Below are 17,796 nucleotides of genomic sequence, written 5' to 3'. Positions count from 1 at the left end.
CCGCACAAGGCTGGGCGCCGGGATAGCGCCACTGCACCAAGCATGGCACATCGGGAGAACACGCCAACCCGGCTGCCGGTGTCCGCAGTCGGGTCTAGCGTCGATCCTATGGATCCGACAATCACAACACAGGGGATTCACAACACAGGGGACCCACAACACAGGGGATTCAGACCTGACGGGATTCACGTCTTGGGGCTATCACAGCAGGGCTGTTGAGGAGGTGGCGGGATGAAGTACGGGCTTGACATCTCGGCCGTCGGGGAGTGGGGCGACCCGATCACGATGGCCGAACTGGCCCGGCTGGCTGAGGATTCCGGGTGGGACGGTGTCTTTCTGGAGGATTATGTGTTCTTCCACGATCCGTCGGTGCCGGTCTATGACCCATGGGTGACCTTGGCGGCGATCGCTGTCGCGACCTCGCGGGTGACGATCGGCACCTGTGTCACTCCGGTCGCCCGTCGCCGGGTCTGGAAGCTGGCAGCGGAGGCCATCACCGTGGATCATCTCTCGGCGGGACGATTGGTGCTTGGCGTCGGGCTGGGGGACGCCGGCAGTCCCGATTTCGGCGGTGTCGGTGACTTGACCGATCCGACGGCGCGGGCGGCCGCTTTGGACGAGGGGTTGGAGGTGTTGGCCGCCCTCTGGTCCGGCGAACCCGTGAGCTATCAGGGCAGCCACGTCTCGTTGCAGGACGTGCGATTGCCGGCTCGGCCGGTGCAGCGACCGCGGATCCCGATCTGGGTCGGTGGCTGCGCCGCCCTGCCCGGACCGCGGCGGCGGGCGCTGCGCTGGGACGGATCCTGCCTGTACGGCACGCCGCCACCGGATTGGCAGGACCTGACGGCCGACGACGTACGGGCTCTGAAGGACGAGGCTGCCGCCGCCGGCAATGCCCACTTCGTTGTTGCGGTCGGTGGCCGGCAGCGGCGTGCCGACCTCGATGCCGAGGTCGACTACGTCAGCTCGATCGCGGCGGCCGACGCGGACTGGTGGTCGGAGTACGTTCCGCCGGACAGGTCGCTGGAGGACACTCGCGCGCTGATCGCCGGTGGGCCGCTCAGGGCTCGCTGAGGCCGACGATCGGCGTCGCCGTGCCGATTCGGCGTCGCCGTGCCGTCGTTCAGTGTTCGCTGTCCAGGTCCCGCATGTGCTCGGGCGGATAGCGATCACCACGGACCGCGCCGCGTGGCACCAGTTCCTCGATCGTGGCGAGGTCATCCTGGTCCAGGCTGACCCCCACGCTGCCGATCATGGAGTGGACCTGCTCGATCCGACGGGCGCCGACGACCGGCACGATGTCCTCGCCCTGAGCGGCCGCCCAGGCGATCGCGATCTGTGCCGGCGTGGCTCCCTTGGCATCGGCGATCGACTGCAACCCGGCGACCAACGCCACGTTGTGTTTCAGATTGGCCCCCTGGAATCGAGGGAACGCTGCCCGTGCACCGTGATCGGGGGAGCTGCCGCCGATCAGGCCGTTGCCGAGCACGCCGTAGGCGGTGACGGCGATGCCGAGCTCGCGGCAGGTGCTCAGGATGTCGTCCTCGATGCCGCGGCTGAGCAGCGAATACGCGATCTGCAGATCGCTGATCGGCGCGACCGCGGCGGCTCGTCGGATGGTCGCCGAGCTCACCTCGCTCAGTCCGATGTGGCGGACGTACCCGGCCTCGACCAACTCGGCGATCGCGCCGACGGTGTCCTCGATCGGCACCGCGGGATCCAGCCGGGCGGGCCGGTAGACGTCCACGTGATCGGTGCCGAGGCGTACCAACGAATAGGCCAGCGAGTGGCGTACGGCCGCCGGACGTCCGTCGAAGCCTCCCACCCGGCCGCCGGGGGTGAGCACGGCTCCGAACTTCACCGAGAGCACGACGTCGTCACGGTTGCGGTCACGCAGGGCACGGGAGATCAGGAGTTCGTTGTGCCCGGCCGCATAGAAATCGGCGGTGTCGAGCAGGTTGCCGCCAGCGTCCAGATAGCGGCCGATGACGCGGACACTCTCCTCGTCGTCGGTGGGTCCGTAGGCGCCGGACATGCCCATGCAACCCAGGGCGGGGGCGGTGACGCTCGGGCCCGAACGACCCAACGTCCGGGTGCGGAGCTGCTGTGCTGATGATGGTGTTGTCGTCATGGGTGCCAGCTTCGGTGTTACCCGAGTCGGCAACCAGGCGCAGCACATCCAGGGACGCGCTCTCCCTGGATACCCGGCGGCGGCTTTTGCATGATGGAGCAATGATCGATCGTCCCGGCCTCGCCGACTTCCTCCGCCGGCGCCGCGAAACCCTTCGGCCGGCAGATATCGGACTCCCGGAGGGCTCCCGGCGGCGCACGCCCGGACTGCGTCGGGAGGAAGTCGCCCAACTGGCCGGGGTGTCAAGTGATCATTACGCCCGACTTGAACAGGCCCGCGGATCGGCGCCCTCGGCGTCGGTCGTGGCGGCCATCGCCCGCGCCCTGCGCTGCGACCTTGACCAGCGCGATCATCTGTTCCATCTCGCCGGACTGGTGCCGCCACCGCATCGCGCCGGAGGCCACCCGAGCCCGGGATTGATCAGCCTTGCCGAGCGGCTCGTCGACGTCCCGGCCTGCATCTACAGCGATATCGGTCAGCTGCTGTGGTGCAACCCGTTGTTCAGCGCCTTGGGCATCCACGCCGAGACCGGATCGGGCCGCGAGGCCAACGCGCTGTGGCGATGGTTCACCCGGCCGGCGGTCCGTGATCTTGTTCCCGAGGAGGACCAGCCGCGCCTGACGGCGGCGCAGGTCAGCGATCTTCGGGCGGTGTATTCCCGACGCGCGGGGGACCGCGACGTGACCGAACTGGTGGATGATCTGCTCGCCTGCAGCACCGAATTCCGTACGTTGTGGGAGCAGCACGAGGTCGCGGTTCGTCGGTCGGACCGCAAGGATCTCCGACATCCAGGGGTCGGTCTGATCCAGATGCGTTGCGAGGTGCTGCTGACGCCGGAGGAGGACGTCAAGCTGACCGTGTTCTTTCCGGTCGAGGGCACCGATGCGGCCGACAAGCTCGAACTGCTGCGGGTGATCGGCATCCAGGACTTCACCATCGGCTCGCCCGCCGGTTCATGATCATCGGCGGCATCGGCGAGCTGATCACGCCTGGGGATAGCCGACGAACGCGAATCGGGTGCTGTCCGGGGCCCAGCTGTTCACGTTGATCGTTCCCTGACCACCGAACAGCCGGTAGCGCTGCAGCGGCGTCGACCAGTCCGCGGTCGAGACGACGAAGATCTCGACCTCCTTGTCGGCCGGGTGACCGAGGGTGCCGGGCGGGAAAGCGATGTAGCTGGCGACCGTGCCGTCGGGAGAGAGGTGGGGGAACCAGTCGACGGTGTCACTGCTGACCAGTCGCTCCATGGTGTCGCCGGAATCGGAGATCCGGGCGAGTTGGGCATGGCCGGGCTCGTCGGTGAAGGTCTGGGTGTTGAAGTAGATCCAGCGGCCGTCGGGCGACCACTCCGGCCCGTCCAGGTGGCCGTTGCCGGTGTCGAGGACGGTGGCGGGCTGACCGGGCTCGATGATCGCCAGCCGCCCGGGCAGGTCGAAGTCGCTGATCTCGACGTAGGCCAGCCGGGTGCCGTCCGGGGACACGCCGTGCAGGAAATGCCAGTTGCCGTCATCGGGAGAGACCCGTTCCACCGGGCCGCCGGTGAGGGTGCCCCGATAGATGTGCCGGTCCGCCGCCGACATGTAGACGTGTTCGCCGTCCGGAGCCAGGACGTGATCATTGTTCAGGTCAGGAAGATCGTCGAAGTCGATCCGCTGTGGACCGGCTCCGGGATCATCGACGCTGAGGGTCCACAATGCTCCGTCGCCGTTGATCACCAGCCGGCTCCCGTCCGGGGTCCAGTTCGGAGCCTCGTACAGGGTCTGGTCGGTCTCGTACAGCAGCTCGGGGTCCGCGATGGTCGGACCGCCGAGCCAGATCTGGGTCCGGCGACCAGGATCGAGAGTACGTGGTGCCATCGGGTGCGCTCCTCTGCGTTGCCGTCCATTTCCGAGCAGGATCAGCCTGCTTCGGGAGTGTACGAGTCTGCTCGCGACACGTCGTCGGCAGCGTCCCGATCCGCGGTCGCGGCGGTAGTGTGCGAACAATTCCGGGGGGCACCATCCGACGGAGGTTGCCATGCGCAAGTTGATGTTGATCATGATCACCGGGCTGACCGGGATCGCGTTGGGGAGCTCGTTGTTCGCCGCACCCGGCGCGCAGGCGGCCGACATCTCGGCCGGCTCGCCGAACTACGGCAAGGGCTGGGTGCGATGCAACCCAACGCTGAACGGAGTGAAGACCACGGTCGGTGCCAACCAGCGCACCGTGACCGTGGTGAACCAGCGTTCCAAGACCTACGCCGACACCGGCTTCTACGTTCGCGTCAACGGCAAGAGGTGCACCCTGCATCGACTGTTCCTGGCCACCAAGAGCCGGCTCGGTTACGGCGGCACGGTCGCTGGGACCAAACGCCGGCAGGGGACCGGGACGACACCGCGGGGCACCTACTCGATCACCTCGGCGTTCGGGCTGAAGGCCGATCCCGGATCCTGGGTGCCCTACCACCGGGTCAAGTCCGGCGACTACTGGGTGGAGGACAATGGCAGCCGCTACTACAACACGCTGCGCAACAGGTCGGCCGGCGGATTCCGCTACTGGCTGCCGACATCCGATGCCAACAGCAGTGAGCGGCTGACAGACTATCCCGGCCAGTACGACTATGCCCTGGTGATCAACTACAACCGGCCGCCGAATGCGGTCCGTTACCGCGGCGCCGGGATCTTCCTGCACGTCAAGGGTGACGGTGCAACCGCCGGTTGTGTCTCGATCAGCCGCACCAACATGCGGATCGCGCTGGCCTATCTCCGCTCTGGTGACAAGATCGTCATCACCTCCTGATCCGATCGACGGCAAAATCATGATGCGGAGCTGTCGATTCGTCGAATGTCGTTCGCCGGTTCAGTAGAGCGTGCCAGACGCGCTCCTGGCTGAACGACGAACAAGGAGACATCATGCGCAAACTGGTTGTGGCGACCTTCATCTCGCTGGACGGTGTGATGCAGGCACCGGGTGGCCCGGACGAGGACCGCGACGGCGACTTCGCCCATGGCGGCTGGGTGGTGCCGTACATCGACGACCTGCTGGGCCGCGACGACGAGGTCGAGCCGTTGACGGCCCTGCTGCTCGGCCGCCGGACCTATCAGGAATTCGCTGCCAGTTGGCCGCTGGTCGGCGACGACAACCCGGTCGCGGAGCGATTCAACCGGGTGCCCAAGTACGTCGCATCCCGGACCCTGCAGACCTCAACTCTCGGCGACCCTGTGTGGCACAACTCCTCGGTTCTCGACGGCGAGGTCGCCGATGCGGTGGCCGAGCTGAAGGCGCAGCCAGGGGAGGGGGAGATCCAGGTGCACGGCAGCAGCGATCTGATCCAGACGCTGCTCCGACACGACCTGATCGACGAATACCGGATCAAGATCTTCCCGGTGCTGGTCGGGTCCGGCAAGCGGCTCTTCGGCGACGGTACGGCGCCCGCGGGGCTGAAGCTGACCGAGACCACGACCTCGCCCGGTGGGGTCACGATGAGCACCTACACCCGCGACGGCGAACTCCGGACCGGTTTCTACGGTGCCGAATTCGCCAACTGACCCGACCGCTTCCGGCATCCGACAGGAAAGATGATCATGCCTCAATACGCAGTGTTCATGTACGAGCAGGAAACGCCGAACGGCGCCGACGACATCCCGCAGGAGGTCATGGACGCCCATGCCGCGCTGCCGGACCGGGTCGCCGAGCAGGGCGGCCGGATCTATGCCGGACTGGCCTTCGAGCCGGCCTCCTCATCGACCAGCGTGCGGGACGACGTGGTGACCGACGGCCCGTTCATCGAGAGCAAGGAGGCTATCGCCGGCATCTTCCTGCTGGAAGCCGATGATCTTGATCATGCGCTGGCGTTGGCGAAGCTGACGCCGATCATGGCCGGTGGCATCGAGGTGCGGCCGCTGTTCGACTTCCAGGTGTTGTGACGGTTCGGCCGGGCTCGGGGTCGGAGGGCGCGCACGCGGTCGCGGAGGCGCACCGCCGGGAATGGGCCGCGGTGCTCGCCGCCACCGTCCGGGTCGCCCGGGATCTCGACCTGGCCGAGGAATGCGTCCAGGACGCCTACGTCGACGCTCTGCAGGCGTGGACGCGGGACGGCGTACCCGATCGTCCCGGCGCGTGGCTGACCACCGCTGCCCGGCACAACGCGATCGATGCGTTGCGCCGGGCGCGCACCTTGCGGACGAAACTGCCCTTGTTGATCGAACCGGGGAGCGCTGGTGACGACGCCGGCGCTGCCGAGCTCCGGCATGCTCAACCGGAGACTGACGGCGCAGTGGACGATGATCGGCTACGGCTGATCTTCCTGTGCTGTCATCCCGCACTGGCCGTCGAGGCTCAGGTGGCCCTGACCTTGCGGCTGGTCTGTGGGGTGAGCACGGCCGACGTGGCCACGGCGTTCCTGGTCAGCGAGTCCACGATGGCGGCCCGGATCACCCGCGCCAAGAGGAAGATCAGTACGGCGCACATCCCGTTCCGGATGCCGGCCGTCGACGAGCTGCCGCAGCGGCTGACGGCGGCGCTGGCGGTGGTGTACCTGCTGTTCACCACCGGGCACACCGCACCGTCCGGGCCTGCCTTGGCCCGCAGTGATCTGGAGCTCAGGGCGCTCGAACTCGCCCGCCTGCTGCATGACCTGCTGCCGACCGAGCGGGAGGTTACCGGCCTGTTGGCGTTGATCATGGTCAACCATGCCCGCCAACCGGGACGGATGGCGCCCGACGGCCGACTGGTGTTGCTGGCCGACCAGGACCGGACGACCTGGGATCGCGACCAGATCGCCGAGGCCGATCGGCTGGTGCTGGAGTCGATGCGGGGCGGGGCGCCCGGGCGCTACGCGTTACAGGCGGCGATCGCGACGCTGCACGCGTTCGCGCCGAGCTACGCCGAGACGGACTGGCCGCAGATCCTTCAGCTGTACGACGGTCTGCTGGCGGTCTGGCCGTCCTCGGTGGTTGCGCTGAACCGAGCGGTCGCGGTCGGCATGGTCGACGGACCGGCGGCCGCGCTGCGCGAGGTGGACCGACTCGCCGAGACGCCCCGGCTGAGCGGCTACCGCTACCTTCCGGCGATCCGCGCCGACCTGCTCCGGCGGCTCGACCGCCGCACCGACGCCCTCGCCGCGTACACCGCAGCGCTCCGGCTTGCCGACAATGAGGCCGAGCGCCAGTTCCTTCGGTCGCGCATCGCGGAGCTGTCGTAGTCGCAACACGACGTGCGCAGCCTGGTACCTGCGCCGCTGAACTAAGGGCGATATATCAAGGTTAGGCACGTTCCCGCACCCCTGGAACGTGCCTAACCTTGATATATCGCGCTGAATTGGCCTGGTCTGGACTGCGGGATCGGCGGGGTTAGGGGAGCCTTGCTTGAAGGTGGTGGGGGAATAAGCGCACACTGGTGTTGTGAAAACCCCGTCGCAGCGTGTTGCTGATGTCGGGTCGGTCCATGCCGTGCCGTCCTCGGACGCGGATGCCTCGACCCGGCAGCGGGTCGCGCAGTCCATTTTGGAGGAAGGGCCGTCCACCGCCGCGGAGCTGGCGGGCCGGCTCGGGTTGACTGCTGCCGCGATCCGCCGGCATCTGGACGGGCTGCTCCAGCTCGGCCATGTCGCCTCCCGTGAGCAGCGGGTCTACGGCGCTCGTGGCCGCGGTCGCCCGGCCAAGGTGTTCGAGCTCACCGACGCCGGACGCGCCGACTTCTACCAGGCCTACGACCAGTTGGCGATCGCGGCGCTGCAGGCGCTGGCTGCCAGTGCCGGCCAGCAGGCGGTCACCGAGCTGGCTCGGTCCCGGATGGCTCAGGTCGAGGAACGCTATCGCAGCATCCGGGCCGAGAGCATTCGGGCTGATCGGGAGATGACTCCGGCGCAGGCCTTGGCCGCGGCGCTCTCCGACGAGGGCTACGTGGCGTCGACCAAGCCGGCCGTCGCCGGTGAGCAGGTCTGCCAGCACCACTGTCCGGTCGCCCACGTCGCCGAACAGTTCCCGCAGCTGTGTGAGGTGGAGACCGAGACCTTCTCCCGGCTGCTCGGGGTTCATGTCCAACGGCTGGCCACCATCGCCCATGGCGACGGCGTCTGCACCACCCACGTACCGCATCTGGATCAGGTCCTGCTGGACAGGACCATCACCCGACGACAACACGACGACGTGTCCGAACAAGCCGCAAGGAACAACCCCTCCACAGGGAAAGGCAACTGAGATATGACCCAGGTCCAGGACCCCAGCAGCACCACCGCGCCCAAGGTTGCGGGCACCGGCGAGACCCAAGATCAACATCTCGACGCGCTGGGCCGGTACCGGTTCGGTTGGGCCGATTCCGATGAGGCCGGCGCGAAGGCCCAGCGTGGTCTGAGCCCGGACGTCGTCTCCTACATCTCCGACATGAAGGACGAGCCGGACTGGATGCGGGAGCGTCGGCTGAAGGCGCTGAAGCTGTTCGAACGCAAGCCGATGCCCGCGTGGGGTGCCGACCTCGGCGGGATCGACTTCGACAACATCAAGTACTTCGTCCGGTCCACCGAGAAGCAGGCCGCCAGCTGGGAGGATCTGCCCTCCGACATCAAGAACACCTACGACAAGCTGGGCATCCCGGAGGCCGAGAAGGCCCGGCTGGTCGCCGGTGTCGCCGCGCAGTACGAGTCCGAGGTGGTCTACCACAAGATCAACGAGGAGCTCGAGAAGCAGGGCGTGATCTTCCTCGACACCGACACCGCGTTGAAGGAGCACCCGGAGCTCTTCGAGGAGTACTACGGCACCGTCATCCCGTCCGGTGACAACAAGTTCGCCTCGCTGAACACCGCGGTCTGGTCCGGCGGCTCCTTCATCTACGTGCCGAAGGGTGTGCACGTCGAGATCCCGCTGCAGGCCTACTTCCGGATCAACACCGAGAACATGGGCCAGTTCGAGCGGACCTTGATCATCGTCGACGAGGACGCCTACGTGCACTACGTCGAGGGTTGTACGGCGCCGATCTACAGCTCGGACTCGCTGCACTCCGCGGTCGTCGAGATCGTTGTCAAGAAGGGCGCCCGCTGCCGCTACACCACCATCCAGAACTGGTCGAACAACGTCTACAACCTGGTGACCAAGCGGGCCACCTGTGAAGAGGGCGCGACCATGGAGTGGATCGACGGCAACATCGGTTCCAAGGTCACCATGAAGTACCCGGCCGTCTACCTGATGGGCGAGCACGCCCGCGGTGAGACGCTGTCCGTCGCCTTCGCCGGCGAGGGTCAGCATCAGGACGCCGGTTCCAAGATGGTGCACTGCGCCCCGAACACGTCCTCCTCGATCATCTCCAAGTCCGTCGCTCGTGGCGGTGGCCGGGCCTCCTACCGCGGCCTGGTCGAGGTGCAGGAGGGAGCCGCCGGCTCCGCCTCGGTGGTCAAGTGCGACGCGCTGCTGGTCGACACCATCAGCCGTTCCGACACCTACCCCTACGTCGACGTCCGCGAGGACGACGTCTCGATGGCCCACGAGGCCACCGTGTCCAAGGTCAGCGAAGATCAACTCTTCTACCTGATGTCCCGCGGCATGGAGGAGGACGAAGCCATGGCGATGGTCGTTCGCGGGTTCGTCGAGCCGATCGCCAAGGAGCTGCCGATGGAGTACGCCATCGAGCTCAACCGGCTGATCGAGCTGCAGATGGAAGGTGCTGTCGGCTGATCTCCCGGGACGTACGGAGGTTCCTGAGCTTGTCGAAGGACGCAACTGGGTGCCTGGTGGGCGGGGGTTCGGGATACGGAGCCTCGCCCGGGGCGATTCCGAGCTCGCAGGCTCGCCCGGCATTCGCTTTACGCCCGCCACACCCAGGCTCCGTATCCCGAACCCCCGCCCGTGTCGGGTGCCGCGGCTTGCGTACGCGGAGGGTGAGCATGCGAAACCTCCGCATTCCCAGCCGACGCACGCAACCTTGTGCAGCGACTCGACCAAGGGCCCTGAGCGCAGTCGTTGGGCTGCGAACTCCACGGCGGGACTCCGTGGGGGTGGCGATCGGCACGAGCTCAACCGGAACTGGCGGGTCTGATGCGGGGCGAGCTCAACCGCAACGTGTAGGTCTGAACTGAACGAACGAGAAAGCGAAATCTGTGACTGTTACCGATGCTGCGACCGACAATGTGAGCGGCGCTATCGAGACGTCGGACAAGGTGGCCAGCCATCTGCATCCGCAGGGGTCGTTCAACCCCGATGATCATGCGGTGCCGAACGGGCTGGAGGAGATCTGGCGGTTCACGCCGCTGAAGCGGCTGCGCGGGTTGCACAAGGATGCGCCGTTCGGTGCGGGCAACGTGACCTTCTCCACCGAGCTTGCCGAGGGCGTGACGGCCCGCGAGGTGCCGGCCAGCGATCCGGTGGTCGGCAGCAGCGGGTACGTGCCCAGCGACCGGGTCAGTGCGCGGGCGTGGCAGGCAGCCGAGACCGCGATCGTGATCACCATCCCGAAGGAGGCTGAGGTTCCGGGAGCGACGATCCTCAGCCACACCGGCGTCTCGACCGAGACCGCCAGCGCCGGGCACGCAGTGATCATCGCCGAGCCGTTCTCGGTGGCCACCGTTGTGCTGCGGTTCGAGGGATCGGCCGTTGTCGCGGACAACATCGAGTTCGTGATCGGTGACGGTGCCAAGCTGACCGTGGTGTCGGTGCAGGACTGGGCCGACGACGCGGTGCATCACTCCACCCAGCACGCCCATGTCGGCAAGGACGCGCTACTGCGCCATGTCGCGGTTTCCTTCGGTGGTGACCTGGTGCGGATGAACGTCTCGCTGGACTACGACTCCGTCGGTGGCGAGGCCGACCTGCTCGGGCTCTATTTCGCCGACGCCGGCCAGCACCTGGAGCACCGACTGTTCGTCGACCACAACAAGCCGAAGTCGATCTCCAACGTCGACTACAAGGGCGCGCTGCAGGGCGAGAAGGCGCACACGGTGTGGATCGGCGACGTGCTGATCCGCAAGGCGGCCGAGGGCATCACCACGTACGAGTCCAATCGCAACCTGGTGCTCACCGACGGCTGCAAGGCCGAGGCCGTCCCCAATCTGGAGATCGAGACCGGCGAGATCCTCGGCGCCGGGCACGCGGCCACCACCGGACGCTTCGACGACGAGCAGCTGTTCTACCTGCGCAGCCGCGGCATCGACGAGACCGAGGCGCGCCGCCTCGTGGTGCACGGCTTCTTCGCCGACATCATCTCCAAGATCGGCGTCCCGGACCTGGAGAAGGCCCTGATGATCGCGGTCGAGAAGGAACTGGCGATCAACATCGGCACCCCGGACTCCTACGCCGACGGCAGCTACGCCCCGGTCGAGGAACTGCACGAACTCGCGGCCGAACCGACCTCGGGGAGCCATCACTGATGTCCGCCGCATCGTCCGAATCGGGGTCCTTCCGCCGGGTCTGCCCACTGGCCGACCTCGCTGCCGAGACCGCGGCAGCGGTCGAGGTGGACGGCGAGGACATCGCGATCGTCAACTCCGCCGGTGAGATCTATGCGATCGCCGACGAATGCAGTCACGCGGCGATCCCGTTGAGTGAGGGAGACGTCGGCGACGGTGAGATCGAGTGCTACATGCACGGATCCCGCTTCAGCCTGAAGACCGGTGAGCCGCTCGGGCTGCCGGCCACCGAACCGGTCGCGGTCTATCCGGTCAAGGTCGAGGACGGCGAGATCTACGTCGATGTCGATCATGCTCTCAACGACGTCTGACGGCCATCGACCCGAATCACCGACAGCACAGCTGATCACCACACAGATAAACCAGGAGAACCACACACTATGTCCACTCTCGAGATCCGCGACCTGCACGTATCGGTGAAGACCGAGGACGGTCCGAAGGAGATCCTCAAGGGCGTCGACCTGACCATCAACAGCGGTGAGACCCACGCCATCATGGGCCCGAACGGCTCCGGCAAGTCCACCCTGGCCTACTCGATCGCCGGTCACCCCAAGTACGAGATCACCAGCGGCGAGGTGCTGCTGGACGGCGAGAACATCGTCGACATGACCGCTGATCAGCGGGCCCGGGCCGGGCTGTTCCTGGCCATGCAGTACCCGGTCGAGGTGCCCGGTGTCTCGGTGTCCAACTTCCTGCGTTCGGCCAAGACCGCGATCGACGGCGAGGCGCCGAAGCTGCGGACCTGGGCCAAGGACGTCAAGGAGGCCATGAACCGGGTCCGGATGGATCCCGACTTCGCCTCCCGTTCGGTCAACGAGGGCTTCTCCGGTGGTGAGAAGAAGCGGCACGAGATCGTTCAGCTGGAGCTGCTGAACCCGAAGTTCGCGGTCCTCGACGAGACCGACTCCGGCCTGGACGTGGACGCGCTGCGGATCGTCTCCGAGGGTGTCAACCGCTTCACCGAGCAGGGCGATCGTGGCGTCATGTTGATCACCCACTACACCCGGATCCTGCGCTACATCAAGCCCGACCACGTGCACGTGTTCGTCGCCGGTCGGATCGCCGATCAGGGCGGTGCCGAGCTTGCCGACCGGCTCGAGGCCGAGGGCTACGACAGCTACGTCCAGGCCGCCAAGGCCCAGGTGAGCTGACACACGCAGGGCGAACTGATCCCACCAACCACCGCTAGCCGGAGCTGATCATGACCACGTTGGACCCCACAGGCATCCCGTTCGACGTCGAGGCCATCCGCGGCGACTTCCCGATCCTGGACCGCACGGTCGGTCAGTTCCCGCTGGCCTACCTCGACTCGGCGAACAGCTCGCAGAAGCCGCAGGTCGTGGTCGAGACGATCGATGATCACTACCTGAACCACTACGCCAACGTCGCCCGGGCGATGCACACCCTGGGCGCGGAGGCGACCGAAGCCTACGAGGGTGCCCGGTCTCGGCTGGCTCGGTTCATCGGTGCTGCCGGGCCGCAGGAGATCGTCTTCACCAAGAACGCGTCCGAGGCGCTGAACCTGTGTGCCCACACCCTGGGCAGCTCGTTGCAGGCCGGCGACGAGATCGTGGTCTCGGTGATGGAGCATCACTCCAACATCGTGCCCTGGCAGCTGCTGTGTGAACGGACCGGCGCCGTGCTGCGCTGGTTCGAGGTGACGCCGGACGGGCGCCTCGACCTGGACAAGGCGGCCGCGGACAACCTGATCAACGAGCGGACGAAGATCGTCTCGATCGCCTGGGTGTCGAACGTGCTGGGCACGGTCAACCCGGTGCGGCAGATCGCCGATCAGGCCCATGCGGTGGGGGCGACGATGATCGCCGACGGATCCCAGGGCGTCCCGCAGATGACCACCGACGTCTCCGAGCTGGGCGTGGACCTGCTGGCCTTCACCGGCCACAAGATGGTCGGCCCGACCGGGATCGGCGTTCTCTGGGGTCGCTACGGTCTGCTGGAGAAGCTGCCGCCGTTCCTCGGCGGCGGCGAGATGATCGAGGTGGTCAGGATGACCGGTTCCACCTTCGCTCCGCCGCCGGCCCGGTTCGAGGCCGGTACGCCGCCGATCGTGCAGGCCGTCGGGTTGGCCGCAGCTGCCGACTACCTGGACACCATCTCGATGGCAGCGATCGCCGATCATGAACAGGCGATCACCGGCTACGCACTGGCCGAGCTGCAGCAGATCGAGGGGCTGACGATCCTCGGCCCGACCGAGCTGGACAGCCAGGGCAGGCCGGTCGACCGCGGTGGTGCGGTGTCGTTCGCGTTGCAGGGCAGGTACGGGCAGATCCATCCGCACGACATCGCGCAGATGCTGGATGCCCGCGGGGTCGCGGTGCGTGGCGGTCACCATTGTGCACGGCCGCTGCATGAGGCGTACGGGATCCAGTCCAGTACGCGTGCCTCGTTCTACCTGTACACGACCCGGGGCGAAATAGACCAACTGGTCGACGCGTTGACCTACACCAAGAAGTTCTTCGACAAATGACAGGTGATCATCGGTGAGTATGGACGTCGAGGAGATGTACCAGGAGATCATCCTGGATCACTACCGCGCCAAGCACTTCAGTGGCCTGCGGGACCCCTACGAGGCCGAGGTGCACCACGTCAACCCGTCCTGTGGGGACGAGGTCACCCTGCGGGTGCACCTGGACGGGACCACGATCTCCGACGTGTCCTACGACGGTGCGGGTTGCTCGATCTCGCAGGCCTCGACCTCGGTGATGGCCGGACTGGTCCGGGACAAGACCGTCGAGCAGACCCTGGCCCTGCACGACGAGTTCCTGGAGATGATGCAGAGCCAGGGCAACGCCCAGCCGGACGAGGACGACCTGGAGGACGGCATCGCCTTCCTGGGGGTCGCCAAGTTCCCGGCTCGGGTGAAGTGTGCCCTGCTGGGGTGGTCGGCGTTCAAGGACGCCGTGATCCGTGCCCAGGGCGCCGAGAGCGACGCAGCAACAACCGATCAGAAGGTGAAGTGATCATGACCGAGACCAGTCATCAGACGCCCCAGCAGGAGGAGCAGAGCAGGCCCTCCGATCTGGTGCGCGACGAACTGCCCGGCACCGCCGATGCCGTCGCGTCCAGCGCCGTGTCGGTGGAGGACGTCACCGAGGCGATGAAGGATGTCGTCGATCCCGAGCTCGGCGTCAACGTCGTGGACCTGGGCCTGATCTACGGCGTGCACGTGGAGGACGACCAGTCGGTCACCATCGACATGACCCTGACCACCGCCGCCTGCCCGCTGACCGACGTGCTGGAGGACCAGACGGCGACCGCGTTGGAGGGCCTGGTGGAGAAGGCGACGATCAACTGGGTCTGGATGCCGCCGTGGGGTCTGGACAAGATCACCGACGACGGTCGCGAACAGTTGCGAGCGCTCGGCTTCAACGTCTGACCGTCACCACCCGCAAAACGGTTCCCGCGCACTTTTGAGGGTCCCGCGCAGTCTTTGACCTGCCCGGGACCCTCAAAAGTGCGCGGGACCGTCCGGGGGTAATGAATTTGGCCAGAACGGCCGAGTGGGGAATCGTGGGTTCGTGCTAGTCGTACGTGATGTCGAGGTCCGGGTGGGTGCCCGGCTGCTGCTGGAGAAGGCGTCGTTCCAGATCGCAGCCGGCGACAAGATCGGACTGGTCGGCCGTAACGGCGCCGGCAAGACCACCCTGACCAAGATCCTCGCCGGCGCCGGTCAGGCTGCGTCCGGGACGATCACCAGCGCTGGCAGTGTCGGCTACCTGCCGCAGGACCCGCGGACCGGCGATCCCGAGGTGCTGGCGATGGATCGGATCCTGTCCGCCCGGGGGCTGGACGCGGTGCTCGCCCGGATGCGTCGCACCGAGGAGGAGATGGCCTCGACCGACGACAGCGTCCGGGAAGCGGCGATGGACCGCTACGCCCGTGTCGAGGCCCAGCTCGTTGCCGCCGGCGGATATGCGGCCGAGGCCGAGGCGGCTCGGATCTCGGCCAACCTCGGGCTTCCGGACCGGGTCCTGCAGCAGCCGCTGAGCACGCTGTCGGGCGGCCAGCGGCGGCGCGTCGAATTGGCCCGGATCCTGTTCTCCGATGCGGAGACGATGCTGTTGGACGAGCCGACCAACCACCTCGACGCCGACTCCGTGGCCTGGCTGCGGTCCTACCTGATCAACTACTCCGGCGGCCTGTTGGTCATCAGTCACGACACCGACCTACTGGGCGAGACCGTCAACAAGGTCTTCCACCTGGACGCCAACCGTTCCGTCCTCGACGTGTATGCGATGAACTGGAAGCGGTATCTGCAGCAGCGCGCCACCGACGAGGAACGTCGCCGCCGGGAACGCAAGAACGCCGAGCGCAAGGCTGATCGACTGCGTACCCAGGCAGAGAAGATGGGCGCCAAGGCGACCAAGGCGGTAGCAGCCAAGAACATGGCCCGCCGTGCGGACAGGTTGATGGCTGGACTGGAGGCCGTCCGTGCCGAAGACCGGGTGGCCAGGATCAAGCTTCCCGAGCCAGCACCCTGCGGCCGGACCCCGTTGACGGCCACCGGACTGAGCAAGTCCTACGGATCCCTGGAGGTGTTCGCCGGCGTTGATCTTGCGATCGACCGCGGCAGCCGGGTGGTGATCTTGGGCCTGAACGGAGCGGGTAAGACAACCCTGTTGCGGATCCTCGCCGGGATCGGTGAACCCGACACCGGACAGGTCCATGCCGGGCACGGGCTCAAGCTCGGCTACTACGCCCAGGAACACGAAACCCTGGATGTTGATCGCACGGTGCTGGCCAACATGAAGACGGCCGCGCCGGACCTGAACGAGACCGATGTGCGCAAGGTGCTGGGATCCTTCCTGTTCAGCGGGGACGATGTGGAGAAGCCCGCAGAGGTGCTGTCCGGCGGTGAGAAGACGCGTCTGGCGTTGGCGACCCTGGTGGTTTCCAGCGCAAACGTGCTGTTGCTGGACGAACCGACCAACAACCTCGATCCCGCCTCCAGAGAAGAGATCCTGGCCGCCATCCACTCCTACGCTGGTGCGATCGTGCTCGTCACTCACGACGAGGGAGCGGTCGAGGCGCTCGAGCCCGATCGGGTGCTGGTGTTGCCGGACGGGACCGAGGATCTGTGGACCGCCGATTACGCAGAGTTGATCACCCTGGCCTGATCGGCCCCGTCGACGGCTTGATCATGATGGTCGAGTGGTGACTGAAACGATTAAGGAAGCACTGATCTATTCGGGCTGAGCTGCGGACCCGCGATGCGCGCCCGATCGCACGGCGCACGCCGGCAGGCGGGCCGGGGCCGGTCAAGGGAGTGCAACGCAGCGAGCGGGTGTGCAGCGCGGGCCGCAGTAACCCGAATAGATCAGTGTTTCCTTTAGGAACCGGTGATCATCGCCGGTCGTTGACGATCATGGAGCCATGATCAGGCGGATCCAGGCGGGCATGAGTTGATCATCTACGCCTAAATTGCACAGAAAGACCCGCCGGATGCTACAAATGATTGATCATTGATCATGAAACGACGATCATGGATCGTAAGTCAACAGACTGAGGTGTCATCGAGCGACTCGCTTGGTGACTGGACATCCAGGAGGAAGAGTGGCCAAGGCATTAGCTAAGGGTTCTCGGATCACCGGTTCGCAGCGAGACACCCTCGCGTCCCAGTTCGCCAAGCGCTACACCGCTGGCGAGAGCATCCGCAAGATCGCTGACGACGCCGGACGTTCGTTCGGTTTCGTGCACGGCGTTCTCTCCGAGGCCGGCGTCGAGTTGCGTGGTCGTGGCGGGGCAACCCGCGGTGCGGCCAAGAAGACGACGGCGAAGAAGGCCCCCGCCAAGAAGGCGGCGGCGAAGAAGGCCCCGGCGAAGAAGGCTCCGGCCAAGACTGCCGCGAAGAAGGCGGCGGCGAAGAAGGCTCCGGCCAAGACCGCTGCGAAGAAGACGACGGCCAAGAAGGCCCCCGCCAAGAAGGCTCCGGCCAAGACCGCTGCGAAGAAGACGGCGGCCAAGAAGGCCCCGGCCAAGACCGCTGCGAAGAAGACGACGGCCAAGAAGGCTCCGGCCAAGACCGCCGCCAAGAAGACGACGGCCAAGAAGGCCCCGGCCAAGACCGCCGCCAAGAAGGCCCCGGCCAAGAAGGCCCCGGCCAAGACCGCCGCCAAGAAGACGACCGCCAAGAAGGCCCCGGCCAAGAAGACCGCGGCCAAGAAGACGGCACGCAAGCGCTGACGTCGACCGAAGACAGTTCCGGGCCCGGACACCGCTCAGGTGTCCGGGCCCTGTCATGTCCGGCTGTGATGACGACGCTTGGCTGCGC

Annotated in this window: 18 protein-coding genes; 16 read left to right on the top strand and 2 right to left on the bottom strand. The window is 66.6% G+C overall.

Features of this window, described 5'->3' with window-relative positions; translation table 11 throughout:
• The first annotated feature begins 231 nt into the window (after nt 1-231).
• Nucleotides 232-1,074 carry an LLM class flavin-dependent oxidoreductase gene (locus tag BLU38_RS03765; RefSeq protein WP_091520079.1) on the top strand — a complete coding sequence of 281 codons (843 nt, stop codon included), beginning with the start codon at nt 232-234 and terminating at the stop codon, nt 1,072-1,074.
• Nucleotides 1,075-1,123: 49 nt separating this feature from the next.
• Here the strand turns inward: BLU38_RS03765 and BLU38_RS03760 are convergent, their stop codons facing one another.
• Nucleotides 1,124-2,131, bottom strand: a complete 1,008-nt coding sequence (locus BLU38_RS03760) for an aldo/keto reductase (RefSeq protein WP_172836065.1) — start codon at nt 2,129-2,131, stop codon at nt 1,124-1,126.
• A 101-nt stretch (nt 2,132-2,232) separates the two neighbouring features.
• On the opposite strand from BLU38_RS03760, the gene BLU38_RS03755 reads away from it, so the two are divergent.
• Nucleotides 2,233-3,090, top strand: a complete 858-nt coding sequence (locus BLU38_RS03755) for a helix-turn-helix transcriptional regulator (protein WP_091520072.1) — start codon at nt 2,233-2,235, stop codon at nt 3,088-3,090.
• A gap of 24 nt (nt 3,091-3,114) precedes the next feature.
• Here the strand turns inward: BLU38_RS03755 and BLU38_RS03750 are convergent, their stop codons facing one another.
• On the bottom strand, nt 3,115-3,987 hold the full coding sequence (locus tag BLU38_RS03750; RefSeq protein WP_091520068.1) for a TolB family protein: 873 nt from the start codon (nt 3,985-3,987) through the stop codon (nt 3,115-3,117).
• A gap of 160 nt (nt 3,988-4,147) precedes the next feature.
• Between BLU38_RS03750 and BLU38_RS03745 the strand changes: the two genes are divergently transcribed.
• From BLU38_RS03745 to BLU38_RS31545, 14 genes are all read left to right on the top strand, one after another.
• Nucleotides 4,148-4,909 (top strand): L,D-transpeptidase family protein, encoded by a 762-nt coding sequence (locus tag BLU38_RS03745; RefSeq protein WP_091520064.1) that lies wholly within the window; start codon nt 4,148-4,150, stop codon nt 4,907-4,909.
• Between the two features lie 113 nt (nt 4,910-5,022).
• Nucleotides 5,023-5,658 carry a dihydrofolate reductase family protein gene (locus tag BLU38_RS03740; RefSeq protein ID WP_091520060.1) on the top strand — a complete coding sequence of 212 codons (636 nt, stop codon included), beginning with the start codon at nt 5,023-5,025 and terminating at the stop codon, nt 5,656-5,658.
• 36 nt (nt 5,659-5,694) lie between these two features.
• Nucleotides 5,695-6,036, top strand: a complete 342-nt coding sequence (locus BLU38_RS03735) for a YciI family protein (protein WP_091531858.1) — start codon at nt 5,695-5,697, stop codon at nt 6,034-6,036.
• Entirely contained in the window at nt 6,033-7,313 is a 1,281-nt protein-coding gene (locus BLU38_RS03730) for an RNA polymerase sigma factor (RefSeq protein WP_231920160.1), read from the top strand. The genes BLU38_RS03735 and BLU38_RS03730 overlap by 4 nt, the downstream gene beginning before the upstream one ends.
• A 247-nt stretch (nt 7,314-7,560) precedes the next feature.
• Nucleotides 7,561-8,310, top strand: coding sequence for a helix-turn-helix transcriptional regulator (locus BLU38_RS03725; protein ID WP_091520057.1), 750 nt, complete (start codon nt 7,561-7,563; stop codon nt 8,308-8,310).
• Between the two features lie 3 nt (nt 8,311-8,313).
• Nucleotides 8,314-9,777 (top strand): Fe-S cluster assembly protein SufB, encoded by a 1,464-nt coding sequence (sufB, locus tag BLU38_RS03720; RefSeq protein WP_091520054.1) that lies wholly within the window; start codon nt 8,314-8,316, stop codon nt 9,775-9,777.
• A 422-nt stretch (nt 9,778-10,199) separates the two neighbouring features.
• Nucleotides 10,200-11,465 carry a Fe-S cluster assembly protein SufD gene (gene sufD / locus BLU38_RS03715; protein ID WP_091520050.1) on the top strand — a complete coding sequence of 422 codons (1,266 nt, stop codon included), beginning with the start codon at nt 10,200-10,202 and terminating at the stop codon, nt 11,463-11,465.
• Nucleotides 11,465-11,815 carry a non-heme iron oxygenase ferredoxin subunit gene (locus BLU38_RS03710; protein ID WP_091520047.1) on the top strand — a complete coding sequence of 117 codons (351 nt, stop codon included), beginning with the start codon at nt 11,465-11,467 and terminating at the stop codon, nt 11,813-11,815. Before sufD ends, BLU38_RS03710 begins: the two co-directional genes overlap by 1 nt.
• Nucleotides 11,816-11,884: 69 nt before the next feature.
• The gene (gene sufC, locus BLU38_RS03705; protein ID WP_091520043.1) at nt 11,885-12,655 is read left to right on the top strand and encodes a Fe-S cluster assembly ATPase SufC; all 771 of its coding nucleotides are present in this window, start codon (nt 11,885-11,887) and stop codon (nt 12,653-12,655) included.
• Nucleotides 12,656-12,729: 74 nt separating this feature from the next.
• Nucleotides 12,730-13,992: an aminotransferase class V-fold PLP-dependent enzyme gene (locus BLU38_RS03700; protein WP_172836263.1), complete on the top strand. Its 1,263-nt coding sequence runs from the start codon at nt 12,730-12,732 to the stop codon at nt 13,990-13,992.
• Nucleotides 13,993-14,011: 19 nt separating this feature from the next.
• Complete coding sequence (gene sufU, locus BLU38_RS03695) at nt 14,012-14,485, top strand: Fe-S cluster assembly sulfur transfer protein SufU (protein WP_091520036.1); 474 nt, start codon at nt 14,012-14,014, stop codon at nt 14,483-14,485.
• 2 nt (nt 14,486-14,487) lie between these two features.
• Nucleotides 14,488-14,901 (top strand): metal-sulfur cluster assembly factor, encoded by a 414-nt coding sequence (locus BLU38_RS03690; RefSeq protein WP_091520033.1) that lies wholly within the window; start codon nt 14,488-14,490, stop codon nt 14,899-14,901.
• Nucleotides 14,902-15,043: 142 nt separating this feature from the next.
• On the top strand, nt 15,044-16,642 hold the full coding sequence (locus BLU38_RS03685) for an ABC-F family ATP-binding cassette domain-containing protein (RefSeq protein ID WP_091531852.1): 1,599 nt from the start codon (nt 15,044-15,046) through the stop codon (nt 16,640-16,642).
• A 436-nt stretch (nt 16,643-17,078) separates the two neighbouring features.
• A complete protein-coding gene (locus tag BLU38_RS31545; RefSeq protein ID WP_231920159.1) occupies nt 17,079-17,708 on the top strand; it encodes a helix-turn-helix domain-containing protein in 630 nt (209 codons plus the stop codon).
• Nucleotides 17,709-17,796 lie beyond the last annotated feature (88 nt).

It is taken from the genome of Microlunatus soli (assembly GCF_900105385.1).
Classification (GTDB): domain Bacteria; phylum Actinomycetota; class Actinomycetes; order Propionibacteriales; family Propionibacteriaceae; genus Microlunatus; species Microlunatus soli.
The sequence above is the reverse complement of the archived record's forward strand: the minus strand, read 5'-3'. Positions and strand labels throughout refer to the sequence as shown.

Bases quoted from the DNA above. Each gene is read 5' to 3' on its own strand.
- BLU38_RS03735 (WP_091531858.1), top strand. From the start codon at position 5,695: ATGCCTCAATACGCAGTGTTCATGTACGAGCAGGAAACGCCGAACGGC.
- BLU38_RS03765 (WP_091520079.1), top strand. From the start codon at position 232: ATGAAGTACGGGCTTGACATCTCGGCCGTCGGGGAGTGGGGCGACCCG.
- sufU (WP_091520036.1), top strand. From the start codon at position 14,012: ATGGACGTCGAGGAGATGTACCAGGAGATCATCCTGGATCACTACCGC.
- BLU38_RS03755 (WP_091520072.1), top strand. From the start codon at position 2,233: ATGATCGATCGTCCCGGCCTCGCCGACTTCCTCCGCCGGCGCCGCGAA.
- sufC (WP_091520043.1), top strand. From the start codon at position 11,885: ATGTCCACTCTCGAGATCCGCGACCTGCACGTATCGGTGAAGACCGAG.
- BLU38_RS03710 (WP_091520047.1), top strand. From the start codon at position 11,465: ATGTCCGCCGCATCGTCCGAATCGGGGTCCTTCCGCCGGGTCTGCCCA.
- BLU38_RS03745 (WP_091520064.1), top strand. From the start codon at position 4,148: ATGCGCAAGTTGATGTTGATCATGATCACCGGGCTGACCGGGATCGCG.
- BLU38_RS03740 (WP_091520060.1), top strand. From the start codon at position 5,023: ATGCGCAAACTGGTTGTGGCGACCTTCATCTCGCTGGACGGTGTGATG.
- BLU38_RS03690 (WP_091520033.1), top strand. From the start codon at position 14,488: ATGACCGAGACCAGTCATCAGACGCCCCAGCAGGAGGAGCAGAGCAGG.
- BLU38_RS03760 (WP_172836065.1), bottom strand. From the start codon at position 2,131: ATGACGACAACACCATCATCAGCACAGCAGCTCCGCACCCGGACGTTG.
- BLU38_RS03750 (WP_091520068.1), bottom strand. From the start codon at position 3,987: ATGGCACCACGTACTCTCGATCCTGGTCGCCGGACCCAGATCTGGCTC.
- sufB (WP_091520054.1), top strand. From the start codon at position 8,314: ATGACCCAGGTCCAGGACCCCAGCAGCACCACCGCGCCCAAGGTTGCG.